This is a genomic window from Gemmatimonadota bacterium (assembly GCA_016719105.1).
GTDB lineage: Bacteria > Gemmatimonadota > Gemmatimonadetes > Gemmatimonadales > Gemmatimonadaceae > SCN-70-22.
On sequence record JADKAQ010000001.1, the window covers coordinates 630,711 to 644,812 of the forward strand.

The window sequence follows — 14,102 nt, forward strand, 5'->3', positions numbered from 1 at the left end:
CGGCGCTTGGCGCGCCGCCTTGGCGCTCGTCAGCCCTGATTGAGCATGGCCTGCGCCGCGGCGAGGCGGGCGATGGGGACGCGGAAGGGGGAGCACGAGACGTAGTCCAATCCGGCGTCGTGACAGAAGGCCACCGAGCGGGGCTCTCCACCGTGCTCGCCGCAGATCCCGGTCTTGAGCTTGGGGCGTGAGGCGCGCCCGTCGTGCACGGCGAGTTGGATCAGCTTCCCGACGCCCGTGACATCGAGCGTCTGGAAGGGATCGTCGGGGAGGATGCCGCGTTCGACGTACAGCGGGAGGAAACGTCCCGCATCGTCGCGGCTCAGTCCCAGCGTGGTCTGCGTGAGGTCGTTGGTCCCGAAGGAGAAGAACTCGGCCGACTTCGCGATCTCGCCAGCCGTCAGCGCCGCGCGCGGCAGCTCGATCATCGTCCCGATCTGGTAGTCGATCTGCTCGCCCATGGCGCGCACGACCTGCGAGTGACACTCCTCGAGGATGCGACGCTGGTGATCGAACTCCTTCACGGTGGCGACGAGCGGGATCATGATCTCGACGTGTACGTCGATGCCGCGCCGCTTGGCGCGCACCGCCGCCTCGAAGATCGCGCGCCCCTGCATCTCGGTGATCTCGGGGAAGGTGATGCCCAGTCGGCAGCCGCGATGTCCGAGCATCGGGTTGGTTTCGCGCAGGCCGTCGACGATGCGCATCAGCTCCTGACGCGTGAGCTTGAGCTGACGGGCGAGCAGCTTGCTCTCCTCGCCGCCATGCGGGAGGAACTCGTGGAGCGGCGGATCGAGGAGGCGGATGTTGACGGGGTACCCGTTCATCGCCTCGAAGATTGCCTCGAAGTCTGCGCGCTGCATCGGCAGCAGCTTGGCGAGGGCGCGCCGGCGTCCCCCTTCGTCGCGGGCGACGATCATCTCGCGCATCGTCTGAATGCGGTCGCCCTCGAAGAACATGTGCTCGGTGCGACAGAGCCCGATCCCCTCCGCGCCGAAGCCGCGCGCGACGCGTGCATCGCGCGGGGTGTCGGCGTTGGCGCGCACACGCAGGCGTCGCGTCTCGTCCGCCCAGTCCAACAGACGGGAGAAGGCGCGATACAGCGGAGCAGCCGCGGCGCTCATCTGCCCCGACGTTACGCGAACCACCTCGGATGGAATGGTGGGGAGGTCGCCGTGAAAGACGCGCCCGGTCCCGCCGTCGAGGGTGATCCAATCGCCTTCGGCTACGGTGTGGCCGTCGACGGTGAACTGCCGGTTGCGCACATCGACGACGACATCCTTGCAGCCGACGACGGCGCACTTGCCCATGCCGCGTGCCACGACGGCGGCGTGCGATGTCATGCCGCCGCGCGAGGTCAGGACGGCCTTGGCCGCGACGATGCCGTGGAAATCCTCGGGCGTCGTTTCGTCGCGCACGAGGATTACGCTCTGTCCGGTCGCCGCCTTCTGCTCGGCGACATCGGGGTCGAAGACGGCGATGCCGGAGGCGGCGCCCGGGCTGGCCGGGAGTCCGACCGCGATCGGCTTGGCGTGTGCCGACGGATCAATGACCGGATGCAGGAGCTGGTCGAGGTGCGCGGGATTGACGCGCTGGATCGCCTCGGCGCTCGTGATCAGTCCCTCATCGACCATCTCGCCGGCGATGCGGATGGCGGCGGCGGCGGTGCGCTTGCCGGTTCGCGTCTGCAGGAGATAGAGCGTCCCGCGCTCGACCGTGAACTCCAGGTCCTGCATGTCACGGAAGTGGCGTTCGAGCAAGTCCTGCACGCGCAGGAGGTCGGCGTACGCGCCGGGGATCTTCTGTTCGAGTTCGTCGATGTGCAGCGGCGTGCGAATGCCGGCGACGACATCCTCACCCTGCGCGTTGATCAGGCACTCGCCGTAGAACTTGCGCTCGCCGGTCGATGGATCGCGCGTGAAGGCGACGCCGGTACCGGAGTCGTCGCCCATGTTGCCGTAGACCATCGCGACGATGTTCACGGCGGTCCCCGAGTCCTCGGGGATGGCGTTCACCCTGCGATAGTCGACGGCCTTCTTGAGCGTCCACGACTTCCAGACGGCCTCGATTGCTCCCCACAGCTGCGCCTGCACATCCATGGGGAAGTCGCTCCCCGTAGTGTTGCGAATGAGGGCCTTGTACTCCTCGACCAGGTTGCGGAGCGTCTCCTCGTCGAGCTCCGCATCCGTCTGGGAGCCCGTCATCAGCCGCTTGGCCTTGAGCAGGTGCTCGAAGTCGTGCACGGGGACGCCGAGGACGACATCGCCGTACATCTGCAAGAAGCGCCGATACGAGTCGAAGGCAAAGCGCGGATTGCCGCTCTGCTGCGCGAGCCCCTGGACGGTGCGGTCGTTGAGGCCGAGGTTGAGGATGGTCTCCATCATCCCGGGCATCGAGACGGCGCCGCCCGAACGGACCGAGACGAGGAGCGGGTTCCGCGCATCGCCGAAGCCGCGCCCTGTGGTCTCCTCGAGCTTCGTGATGTTCTGCGCGACCTCGTCCTCGAGTCCCGTCGCGCGCGTTCCGGCGGCGAGAAACTCCATGCAGGTCGCGCAGGTGATCGTGAACCCCGGGGGGACCGGCACACCGAGATTGGTCATCTCGGCGAGGTTCGCCCCCTTGCCGCCCAGCACGGCCTTCATGTCCCGGGTGCCGTCGGCTTTTCCGTTGCCGAAGAAGTAAGCGTGGCGCTGAGCGGTCATGCGTGGAGACGGGAAACGGGAAACGAGAGGGTGGCGTGGCGCGGGGGACCACTTCACAGGACTGTCGCCCGCGCGTTCGCGCAACGCGACGAAGATCGGCGCGCGCTAGACGCCGACGACCTCACGGCGACCGTAGCGAAGCTTCACCGGGACGCTGGGCGCGGGTGTCGGGTATTCACCGGAGAAGCAGGCGTGACAGAAGCCATCCGGCCCGCCCGGAACGGCTTGCAGCATGCCGTCCAGCGACAGGTAGCCGAGCGAATCGACGCCAATGAGCTTCGCGATCTCGTCGATCGAGTTGTTGGCGGCGATCAGTTCTTCCCGATTGGGCGTGTCGATGCCGTAGTAGCACGGTCCGATGATGGGCGGCGAGGAGACGCGCATGTGCACCTCACGGGCCCCGGCGCCGCGCACCAGGGCCACGAGGCCGCGGGTGGTGGTGCCGCGCACGATCGAGTCGTCGACCATTACGACGCTCTTGCCGGCGAGCACCTCGCGCACCGGGTTGAACTTCACCTTCACCTTGGCGTCGCGTCCTGCCTGCGTCGGCTGGATGAAGGTGCGTCCGACGTAGTGGTTGCGGATGAGCGCCAGTTCGAGCGGGAGTCCCGACTGCTCGGCGAAGCCGAGCGCTGCGGCGTTGGATGAGTCGGGGACGGCGAAGACCAGGTCGGCGGTGGGCGCCGGTTGTTCCTTGGCCAGTTGGTGGCCGAGGGCGCGTCGTGCCCGGTCGACCGATCCGCCAAAGACGTAGGAATCGGGGCGAGCGAAGTAGACGTGCTCGAAGACGCAGCGATGCAGCTGACGGGATGGTTCGGCCTGGAACGAGCGCATCCCGTCGGAATCGACGGCGATGATCTCCCCGGGCAGCACCTCGCGGATGAGCTGCGCACCGACGATGTCGAGCGCACAGGTCTCCGAGGCAAAGACGTAGCCGTCGCCGAGCGATCCCACCACGAGCGGTCGCCAGCCGCGCGGGTCGCGCGCCGCCAGCAGCGTCTCGCCGATGGCCACCACGAGGCAGTACGCGCCATCGATGCCGCGCAGGGCCTCGGCCAACATGTGCTCCGGCAGTCCTTCGGTGGCCCTGGCCAGTCGATGGACGATCACCTCCGAGTCCATGGTCGACGCGAAGATCGACCCGGAGTCCTCGAGCTTGGCGCGGATCTCGAGGGCGTTGGTGAGGTTGCCGTTATGCGCGAGGGCGATGTGTCCGCCCTTGAAGCGCGCCAGGACGGGCTGCGCGTTCTCGATGGTGGAGGAGCCCGCGGTGCTGTACCGCGTGTGGCCAATCGCGATGCGTCCGGCGAGCGACTCCATCTCCTTGGCCGACAATCCCTCACCGACCAGTCCCATCTTGCGCGTACCGCGCGCGACCGAATCGCCATCGACGGCGACGATGCCGGCCGATTCCTGCCCGCGGTGTTGCAGCGAGTAGAGTCCGAGGTGCGTGATTTCCGCTGCACGCTCCGGGCCGAACACTCCAAAGATGCCGCACATGTGTCAGTCCTCCTGCGCGCCGACGGGTGCGGTCTCGGCGGTCGCCGAGGCCACGCGCGTCATGATGCGCGGGATGGCTTCGTGGAAGCACTCGGCGAGCGATCCGATCGTCGCGTCGAGCTGGCCGCCTGCGAAGGTGATGCGGAAGGTACCCTGCGCCGCACCCACGTGCCCGATGACTGTCGCGGGGACGCCGTGCCGCGCGGCGACCTCGAGTACCGCCGCAGCCGACCGGGTGGAGACGACGATGCGTCCCTGCGCCTCGCCGAAGAGCAGGGCACGGGGCGGCGTCTTCGCCCAGGCGCTCAGGTCCACGTCGACGCCGAACGACTGATCGCGATCCATCATCGCGCACTCGGCCAGCGCCACGGCGAGGCCGCCGTCGGAGCAGTCGTGCGCGGAGCGCACATGACCACCGTGGATGCCCTCGAGGAGGGCATCGATGAGGCGCTTCTCCCCGTCGAGATCGACCTGCGGTGGTGCCCCGATCGTGAGGTTGTGGATGCGCGAGAGGTACTCACTCGCCCCCAACTCGTCGGTGCAGTTGCCCAGCAGGACGATGGCGTCGCCTTCGGCGGCGAAGGTCGCGCGGGTCACCCACGCCAGGTGCTCGATGAGGCCCACCATCCCGATGGTCGGTGTCGGGAAGACCGCGGAGATCGGGCTCTCGTTGTAGAACGAGACGTTGCCACCGGTGACCGGCGTGCCTAACGCGGTGCAGGCATCGCCCATCCCCCCGACCGCCTCGCGGAACTGGAAGAAGACCTCGGGTCGCTTGGGATTGCCGAAGTTGAGGCAGTTGGTGATGGCCATCGGGCGGGCGCCGGTGCAGGCCACGTTGCGCGCCGCCTCGGCGACGGCGATGCGGCCGCCGGTGCGCGGCTCGAGGTAGACGTAGCGCCCGTTGCAGTCGGTCTTGACTGCGATGGCCTTGTCGGTCCCGGGGATCCGCACCACGGCGGCGTCGGCGGGGCCGGGGCCCACGATGGTGCTGGCGCGCACCGTCGAGTCATACTGCCGGTAGACCCACGTCTTGCTGGCGATCGTTGGGCTCGAGAGCAGCTCGCGCAGCGTCCAGGCGGGGTCGGCCTCCTCCGGTCGTGGTGCGACGCCGTGGGGATCGCGCGCGCGCAGCGCCTGGATCTCGGTGCTTTCCTTCGCGTCCGGATAGTAGACGGGACATTCCGTGACGAGCTTGGACCCCGGGAACTCGGCGACCACGTGATCGCCCTCCGTCACCCGATACACCGGTTCGGCGATGACCTCGCCGATGACCTCGGCGGTGAGGTCCCACTTTTCCAGAATCGCCTTGACCTGCTGCTCGTGTCCCTTGATGGCGACGACGAGCATGCGCTCCTGCGATTCGGAGAGGAGGATTTCGTACGGGGTCATCCCCGTCTCACGCACCGGACACTTGGACGTGTCGATGGTGACGCCGACGTCGCCGCGCGCGGCCATCTCGGCCGACGAGCTGGTGAGGCCGGCCGCCCCCATGTCCTGGATGGCGACGATGTGCCCGCTCTTGATCAGTTCGAGCGAGGCCTCGAGGAGGAGCTTCTCCGTGAACGGGTCGCCGACCTGCACGCGCGGGCGCTTGGATTCGCTCGCCTCGGAGAGATCCTCGGAGGCAAACGAGGCGCCGTGGATCCCGTCGCGCCCGGTGCGGGCGCCAACCGCGATGATCGGGTTGCCGACCCCTCGGCCTTGGCGCGGATCAGTTCTTCCTCGCGCAACAGGCCGACGCACATGGCGTTCACGAGCGGATTCCCCTCGTACGCGGGGTCGAAGACCACCTCGCCCGCGACCGTGGGGACGCCGACGCAGTTGCCGTAGTCGCCCACGCCCTTCACGACGCCGGCGAACAGCCAGCGGACGCGCGGGGAATCCAACGACCCGAAGCGCAGGGAGTTGAGCATCGCGATGGGGCGCGCTCCCATCGTGAAGACGTCGCGCAGGATGCCACCGACACCGGTGGCTGCCCCCTGGTAGGGTTCGACCGCCGACGGGTGGTTGTGCGATTCGATCTTGAAGGCGACGGCGAGACCATCGCCCACGGCGATCACGCCGGCGTTCTCACCTGGTCCCTGCAGCACCCACGGTGCCTGCGTGGGGAGCGTGCGGAGCACCGGCTTGGAGTGCTTGTACGAGCAGTGTTCGTTCCACAGGGCGCTGACCACGCCGAGTTCGGTGAAGGTCGGCGTGCGCCCCAGCAGCTTCACGAGGCGCTCGTACTCGTCAGGCGTGAGTCCGTGCTCGGCGACGAGCGCCGGGGTGATGGCCGGGTCGCCGGCGCGCGGAGTAGCGCCCATTACCACTTGAGCCCGAACATGGAGCGTACGAAGCTGCGCACCTGGCTCTGGTCGACGTGCTCGAGCATTTCGACCTCACCGTGATCGAACCAGACGCCCTTGCACTCGGGGCAGCGGTCGATCTTGATGTGGTGAAAGTCGGTCTCGACGAGCCCGGCGCCGCACTTGGGGCACTTCCCGTAGTGCGACTGGCGCTCGGCCTTGGCGCGTTCGGCGTCGAGGCGGGCGCGCTGCTCCTTGATCAACTCGGCGTCCTGCTTGACGAAGTACTCGTCCTCGGCGCGGTTCGGCGTGGGGGTCTTCCGGTGATCCATATGGATATCGCGTCGGTCGTTAGGGGGTGATCGGCGGTCGGGTCAGGTCAGGCCGCAACGGCGGCGAGCATGCTCTCGAAGAGGGCGAGTCCATCGGCGCTTCCGAGGCGCGCATCCACGGCGCGCTCGGGGTGCGGCATCATCCCGAGCACGTTGCCGCGCGCATTGATGATTCCCGCGATGTTGTCGAGCGAGGCGTTCGGATTGGCCGCGGTGGTGATGGCCCCGGAGGCGTCGGCGTAGCGGAAGACGACCTGTCCGGCGTCTTCGAGCGCCTTGAGGCCATCCTCGGCGATGGTGAAGCGTCCGTCGCCGTGCGCGACCGGGATGCGGAGGAGCTGTCCCGGCTGGTAGCGGTTGGTGAAGCGCGTGCTCGATGATTCGACGCGCAGCGTCACCATCTCGCTCACGAACTGGAGCGAGGCGTTGCGCAGCAGCGCCCCTGGGAGCAGGTGCGCTTCGCAGGCGATCTGGAAGCCGTTGCAGATACCGAGCACGGGGCCACCACGATCGGCGTGGGCAATCACTTCACGCATGATGGGCGAGAAGCGGGCGATGGCGCCGGCGCGCAGGTAGTCGCCATAGCTGAAGCCGCCCGGGAGGATGATGACGTCGCTCCCCTGCAGGTCGTGATCCTTGTGCCACAGGCGCACGGCATCCTCGCCTAACGCCTGAGTCACGGCGACGTAGGCGTCGTCGTCGCAGTTGGAGCCTGGGAAGGTGACGATGCCGAACTTCACGCGGGGGTCACTCCGGCAATTTCGTAGTCCTCCGTGACCGGGTTGGCCAGGAGCTTGTCACACATGGTACGCACCTGCTCGCCCGCACCGGCGGCGTCGGCCGCATCGATATCGAGCACGAGATGTCGTCCGACGTGGACGTCGCCCACGCCGGCGAAGCCGAGGGAGTGCAGGGCATCGGAGACCGCCTTGCCCTGGGGATCGAGAATGCCCCGTCGGGGGACGATGTGCACGGCAACGCGAAAGCGGGACATTCCCGTTATTCCTCGGTAGGGTTGGAAGGCGGAGGTACGTCGGACGACGGGCCTGGCGACGAGCCGGGACGCGGGCCGCGCGGGCGGCGCCGCCGACGGCGACGGCGCGCCTCGGTGGCACCGGCATCATCCGGAGCGGGGCGCGGCGTGGCGGCGACCGCATACTCGTCGTGCTCGTCGGGCTCTTCATGCGCCGCGAAGTCTGCCTCGTCCTCCTCGTGCGCCGCGTCCTCGCGGCCGGGGAGGCGATCGAGCAGCCCGATGAAGACGGTGGCCACCAGTCCGTACAGCACGTAGGCCATCGCCGCAGGGAAGAAGAACTGCTTGGGGAGGAAGATGACCCCGAAGATGGTGCCGATGACGAGGAGCGAGCCGAGGATCTGGCGGATGCTGCGATACCCGATGGTCGGCATGGCCGCATACTGCACGTTGCTGATCATCAGGAAGCTCAGGCCGAGCATGATGAAGCGCAGCATCTGGTGCCAGGGGAGGTCGGCGATCATCGTCTGCGTATACAGGTCGGTCTGGCTGAACCAGTAGTACGTGGCGAGGGTCCCTCCGGCCGCGGGCGAGGGGAGGCCGGTGAAGTGCGTCTTCTTGCGCCCCGCCTGCTCGACGTTGAAGCGCGCCAGGCGAATCACGGCGCACATCGTGAACATGAAGCAGAAGATCCAATCCCACCCCGCCTGATTGAAGACGGCGAAGTAGATGATCATCGTGGGCGCGAAGCCGAACGAGATCGCGTCGACCAGGGAGTCGAGCTCCTCGCCGAAGCGACTCCCGCTGTTGGTGGCGCGAGCGATGCGCCCGTCGAGGGCATCGGCCACACCCCCGAAGACGATGTACGACACCGCCCGCGAGAAGTCGCCGCGCGACGCGGCGACGATCGCGAAGACGCCGAAGAACAGGTTCGCGAGCGTGAACCCGTTCGGGAGGAGGACGACCGCGCGGCGAGGCTGCGGACGGCGCACCGTCACCGGCCTCCCAGTCGGGCGATGAGCGTGGTTCCGGCGAAGGTGGTCTGCCCGACCTTCACGTTCGGCGTGGCCGTCGTGGGGAGGAAGACGTCGACGCGTGAGCCGAAGCGGATGATCCCCATGCGCTCGGCCTGTTCGACCGCTTCGCCCTCACGGCTGTAGGTCACGATACGGCGGGCGATGAGGCCGGCGATCTGCCGCACCAGGATGCGCGTGCCGTTGTGCTCGAGCCCCACCGACATCTGCTCGTTCTCGAGGCTCGATTTCTCGGTGGCGGCGTTGAGGAACTTCCCGGGGTTGTAGTGCACAAACTTCACCGTGCCGGAGACCGGATAGCGGTTCACGTGCACGTTGAAGACATTCATGAAGATGGAGATGCGCAGCGCGCGCCCGTGCAGGAAGGCGGGTTCGTCGACCTCGGTGATCATGACGACGCGCCCGTCGGCTGGCGAGATGACGAGGTCCTGCCCGCGCTCGCCGGTGCGTTCGGGGTCGCGGAAGAAGTAGGCGACCCAGATGGCGAGCAGGGTGAGGACGAGGGCCAGCAGCCAGAGCGGCCACGAGCGGCGTCCGAGAGCGGCGGCGTAACCGACGGCCGCAAGGGCCGCCGCGATGAGCATGAAGGGATACCCTTCGCGGGCAAAGTTCACGGGAGCGTGGTCACGTCGAGGGGGGCGCCGGTGATTCGGCGGAAAGCATCGAGGTATCGGGCACTCGTCGCAGCGACGACGGCCTCGGGGAGGTCTGGCGGCGGGGAGTCGCCGTTCCAGCGCCCCGCCTTGCGTTCGCCGTCGAGATAGTCGCGCAGTGGCTGCTTGTCGTAGCTGGGCTGCGGGCGTCCCGGCGCGTACTGGTCGGCGGGCCAGAAGCGCGAACTGTCGGGCGTGAGCACTTCATCGATGAGGATCGTCTTTCCCCCCACCCGACCGAACTCGAACTTGGTGTCGGCGATGATGATCCCGCGCGGCTCGGCGGTGCGACAGGCGAAGTCGTAGATCGCCCGGGAGAGGCGCTCGAGCTCGGCTGCCTCGCGCGCGCCAACGACGGAGGCCATCTGGCCGATGGTGATGTTCTCGTCGTGTCCGCTCTCGGCCTTGGTCGCCGGCGAGAAGATCGACGGGTCGAGGCGTGAACTCTCGAGCAGCCCGGCCGGGAGGGCTTCGCCGGCCAGCGTTCCCGCGGCCAGGTATTCCTTCCATGCCGACCCCGAGAGGTAGCCACGCATCACGCACTCGACCGGGAAGACGTCGGTGCGCCGGGAGACCATGATGCGTCCGCGCAGGATCTCGCGGTGCGGGCCTAACGCCGGGTACTCGTCGACGATCGGGTCAATCGCGGTGCCCAGCATGTGGTGCGGGACCATCGGCTCGAGCTGCCTGAGCCACCACGCCGTGAGCTGCGTCAGGACGATCCCCTTGAACGGGACCGTCTCGCGCATCACCACGTCGAAGGCGGACACGCGGTCGGTGGCGACGATGAGCAAGCGGTCGTCGTCGAGTTCATACACGTCGCGCACCTTCCCGCGCCGATGCGGGCGCAGCGGGAGCGTCGTAGTGGCGATAACGGCGCCAATCATACACGTACCTCCTCCCGCTTGGCGGGAGCATCGAGTCCGGCGAGGAGGGGATCGACCACCTCGGCGAGGAAGTCGTCGACCTGTTGGGGGGCACGACCCACGAAGCGACTGGCGTCGAGGGCGGCGGTGATGTCGTCCATGGCGACGCCGAATGCCGGGTCGCGGGTGAGCCGCTCGAGCATGTCGTTGGCCACGCCCTCGTCCTTCATGGCGCGGGCGGCGGCGATGCTGTGGACGCGGATCACTTCGTGCGCGTCCTGGCGACTCTTCCCCGCGCGCACGGCGCGCACGATGAGCTCCTCGGTCGCCATGAAGGGGAGTTCGTCACGTACCCGTGCGGTGATGCGCGCCGGGTGGACCTCGAGGCCGCCGGCCACGTTGGTGAGCAGGACAAGGATCGCGTCGGTGGCGAGGAAGCTCTCGGGGATGACCAGGCGCCGGTTGGCCGAGTCGTCGAGCGTGCGCTCGAAGTACTGCACGGCGTGCGTCTGGTTGGCGTTCGGCTCCAGGGAGGCGACGAAGCGGGCCAGCGAGTTGATGCGTTCGCAGCGCATGGGATTGCGCTTGTAGGCCATCGCCGACGACCCGATCTGCTCCTTCTCGAACGGTTCCTCGATTTCCCCAAACGCCTGCAGCATGCGCAGGTCAGAGGCGAACTTGGCGGCGCTGGCGGCGATGCCGGCAACCACCCCGAGCACCTGCGCGTCGATCTTCCGTGTGTAGGTCTGCCCGCTCACCGGGATCGACGTGGCAAACCCCATCGCGGCGCAGACGCGCCGGTCGAGTTCGCGCACCTTGGCGTGATCGCCGCCGAAGATCTCGAGGAAGGAGGCCTGCGTGCCGGTCGTTCCCTTCACGCCGCGGAAGGGAAGGGTCGACACGCGATGATCGAGTTCGGCGAGGTCGAGGACGAGGTCCTGCATCCAGAGGGCAGCGCGCTTGCCCACGGTCGTGAGCTGGGCCGGCTGCAGGTGCGTGTACCCCAGCGTGGGTTGGTCGCGCCAGGTGCGCGCGAAGCCGGCGAGTTCCCGCAACGCATCGACGACCTTGGCGCGGAGCAAGGCGAGCCCCTCGCGCATCAGGATCAGTTCAGCGTTGTCGGTGACGTAACACGACGTCGCGCCGTAGTGGATGAAGCCGCGGGCGGCGGGGGCCACGTCGCCAAAGGCGTGCACGTGGGCCATCACGTCGTGGCGAAAGCGCTTCTCGTACGACGCCACGGCCGTGAAGTCGATGTCGTCGAGGTGCGCGCGCATCTGCGAGATCGCCTCGTCGGGAATCGGCACGCCTAACGACCGCTCGGCCTCGGCGAGCGCGAGCCAGAGTCGGCGCCAGAGCCCGTGGCGCCGCTGCGGCGACCAGAGGGCGAGCATGTCGCGGGACGCGTAGCGCTCCGCCAGCGGGGTGGAATACTGCGCGGGCGACGTCACTGGATCACGAAGTCGGTGGTGTAGAAGTAGCCACGCCGTTCGAAGACCAGGCGGATGCCGGCGCGGCCTCCCTGGGCGTCGAAGGCGCGCGAGACGTCGGCGGCCTGCTCGATGGTCGTGCGGTTGATCTGGACGATGAGGTCGCCCTCCTGCAGCCCGATCTCGTTCTGGATGCGATCGCTCGTGCGCACGACCAGCGCCCCCCGGCTGCTGCGCAGCCCGCGCTCGGCGCGAATGGACGGCGTGAGGGTGACGAGTTCGAGTTCGCGCAGCACCGTCACGCGGGGCGCGCTGACCTCGGGGAGGTCGGCGACGGTGACGGTGAGTGTGACCTCGCGCCCGCCTCGCCGCACCACCAGCGGCACCGCTTCGCCCACGCGCATGTCGAGGCGCTCGGCCTCCCAGTCGAAGACGTTGCGCAGGGCGCGGCCACGCGTTCGCACGATCTGGTCCCCCGGCTGCAACCCGGCGCGCGCCGCTGGCGACCCGGGGATGATCGATTGTACGATGACGCCCGCCGTGACGATGTCGCGCGGGTTGTCGCTGGGAGAGTTGCGCAGCTTCTCCCCGATCCAGGGGCGTCGCACGCTGCCATGGTCCAGCAGGTCGTCGACGATCCGTCGCGCGCGATTGATCGGGATGGCGAAGCCCAGCCCGATCGATCCGCCGCTGGGCGTGTAGATCGACGTGTTGACGCCGATCACCTCGCCCACCGCATTGACGAGCGGCCCCCCGGAGTTGCCCGGGTTGATCGAGGCGTCGGTCTGGATCATCCCGAGATAGATGCCGTTCCCCTCGGAGCGGCCCAGCAGATTGCGTCCCGTCGCGCTCACCACCCCAGCGGTCACGCTTGGCTCGGTGTTGCCGAGCACGAAGCCGAACGGATTCCCGATGGCGATGGCCCACTCGCCGATGAGGAGCTGTTCAGACGTGCCTAACGTCGCGACCGGGAGGTTGCGGGCGGTGATGCGGATGACGGCGAGGTCGTTGGCCTCGTCCATCCCGACCAGCGTCGCCTGGTAGGTGGTGCCGTCGCGCAGCATCACCGAGATCCGGCTGGCGCCGGCGACCACGTGGGCGTTGGTGACGATGACGCCGTCGGGGCGAATGATGAAGCCGGAGCCAAGCCCCGGTTGCACCTGCTGTCCGGAGCGCCCGCCGAAGAACTGCTCGAAGACGTCGACCGGGACGCGTTCGACGGTTTCGGTCTGGACGGTGACGACGGCGGGGGCGACCCGCGCCACGGCGTCGACGATGGCGGTGCGCCGCGAGGCGCTGATCTGCTGGTTGGCGGCGGCGACCTGCGCGGGGGCGGCGATCGCCGCGGGGGTCGAGGCGGGTGCGCCGCCTTCACAGGCGGAGCCGACGGCGATGGCCAAGGCGGCGAGCGTGTCGCGGAGGCTCATGTGCTGGCGAGGTACAACTCGGGCGGATAGGTCACGCGCTCGAGGAAGAGCGCGTGGGCCGGTGCGGGGGCAGAGACGGCGTCGTTGGTCGTGTCGGCGAGCAGGGTGGCCACGTCCGACGCCGGGCGCCGCCCGGCGGCGATGTCGACCATGGTCGCCATGAGGAACCGCACCATGTGGTGCAGGAAGCGATTCGCCTCGACGTGAAACGTGAGGCCCCCCGGGCGGTCGCTCCAGCAGGCGTCGGTCACGATGCAGCGATGGTGATCGTGGTCAGGGGCGGTTCCGCGAACGGCGAAGGCGATGAAGCAGTGGTCGCCCACGATCTCCCTGGCGGCGGCGTCGAGCGCACCGCGGTCGAGCGGGTGTCGCATCGCCCATTCGGTGCGACGCCGGAACGGTGAATGCACGTCATCGTCCGTTCCGACAAAGTACGCATACCGACGGGACATGGCGCTGTGTCGTGCATGGAATTCGGGGCGCATTTCATGCGCCGCCGCTACCCACACGTCGTCGGGGAGGAGTGCGTTCATGGCGCGGCGCAGCTCGGGCGCGCTCCACTTGTCCGGCACTCGTACACCGACCGCCTGCCCGCGCGCGTGAACGCCCGCGTCGGTACGACCGGCCCCCTGGGCCACGATTCGATCGCCGCACAACCTGGCGAGCACCCGCTCGACTTCCCCCTGGACAGTCCGCCGTGAGGGCTGGACTTGCCACCCGGAAAAGGCGGTTCCGTCGTAGTGCAGCACAAGCTGCAGGGTGCGCACCAACATCGAGCCGAAACTTAGCCTTGAGCCCCCTCAAGTCAAGCAAACCGACGCGCGGTGAACGACGGCATCCAACCGATTGACTTCGCTCGTTCTACCGGATCACTTTGCACCTCCGCGCGGCCTC

Annotated in this window: 11 protein-coding genes and 1 pseudogene; all 12 read right to left on the reverse strand. The window is 68.2% G+C overall.

The window, feature by feature from the left end:
- Positions 1–29: 29 nt before the first annotated feature.
- The 12 genes and pseudogenes from IPN47_02725 to truA all read right to left on the reverse strand — a co-directional run bounded on the left by IPN47_02725 (position 30) and on the right by truA (position 13,975).
- Positions 30–2,702, reverse strand: a complete 2,673-nt coding sequence (locus tag IPN47_02725; protein ID MBK9406960.1) for a pyruvate, phosphate dikinase — start codon at positions 2,700–2,702, stop codon at positions 30–32.
- A gap of 105 nt (positions 2,703–2,807) precedes the next feature.
- Positions 2,808–4,202 carry an amidophosphoribosyltransferase gene (locus IPN47_02730; GenBank protein MBK9406961.1) on the reverse strand — a complete coding sequence of 465 codons (1,395 nt, stop codon included), beginning with the start codon at positions 4,200–4,202 and terminating at the stop codon, positions 2,808–2,810.
- A gap of 3 nt (positions 4,203–4,205) precedes the next feature.
- Positions 4,206–6,511: pseudogene (gene purL / locus IPN47_02735) on the reverse strand (phosphoribosylformylglycinamidine synthase subunit PurL).
- Positions 6,511–6,825, reverse strand: a complete 315-nt coding sequence (locus IPN47_02740) for a zf-TFIIB domain-containing protein (protein MBK9406962.1) — start codon at positions 6,823–6,825, stop codon at positions 6,511–6,513. The pseudogene purL and the gene IPN47_02740 overlap by 1 nt, the downstream one beginning before the upstream one ends.
- Before the next feature lie 47 nt (positions 6,826–6,872).
- Positions 6,873–7,565, reverse strand: coding sequence for a phosphoribosylformylglycinamidine synthase subunit PurQ (gene purQ / locus IPN47_02745; protein ID MBK9406963.1), 693 nt, complete (start codon positions 7,563–7,565; stop codon positions 6,873–6,875).
- Entirely contained in the window at positions 7,562–7,819 is a 258-nt protein-coding gene (purS, locus tag IPN47_02750; GenBank protein ID MBK9406964.1) for a phosphoribosylformylglycinamidine synthase subunit PurS, read from the reverse strand. Before purS ends, purQ begins: the two co-directional genes overlap by 4 nt.
- Before the next feature lie 5 nt (positions 7,820–7,824).
- Positions 7,825–8,790 (reverse strand): CDP-diacylglycerol--serine O-phosphatidyltransferase, encoded by a 966-nt coding sequence (gene pssA / locus IPN47_02755; protein MBK9406965.1) that lies wholly within the window; start codon positions 8,788–8,790, stop codon positions 7,825–7,827.
- A gap of 2 nt (positions 8,791–8,792) precedes the next feature.
- Positions 8,793–9,416, reverse strand: coding sequence for a phosphatidylserine decarboxylase family protein (locus IPN47_02760; protein MBK9406966.1), 624 nt, complete (start codon positions 9,414–9,416; stop codon positions 8,793–8,795).
- Positions 9,417–9,442: 26 nt separating this feature from the next.
- The gene (locus tag IPN47_02765) at positions 9,443–10,372 is read right to left on the reverse strand and encodes a phosphoribosylaminoimidazolesuccinocarboxamide synthase (GenBank protein ID MBK9406967.1); all 930 of its coding nucleotides are present in this window, start codon (positions 10,370–10,372) and stop codon (positions 9,443–9,445) included.
- A complete protein-coding gene (locus IPN47_02770) occupies positions 10,369–11,745 on the reverse strand; it encodes an adenylosuccinate lyase (GenBank protein ID MBK9406968.1) in 1,377 nt (458 codons plus the stop codon). The genes IPN47_02765 and IPN47_02770 overlap by 4 nt, the downstream gene beginning before the upstream one ends.
- Before the next feature lie 53 nt (positions 11,746–11,798).
- A complete protein-coding gene (locus IPN47_02775) occupies positions 11,799–13,208 on the reverse strand; it encodes a trypsin-like peptidase domain-containing protein (protein MBK9406969.1) in 1,410 nt (469 codons plus the stop codon).
- Positions 13,205–13,975 (reverse strand): tRNA pseudouridine(38-40) synthase TruA, encoded by a 771-nt coding sequence (truA, locus tag IPN47_02780; protein MBK9406970.1) that lies wholly within the window; start codon positions 13,973–13,975, stop codon positions 13,205–13,207. Before truA ends, IPN47_02775 begins: the two co-directional genes overlap by 4 nt.
- Positions 13,976–14,102 lie beyond the last annotated feature (127 nt).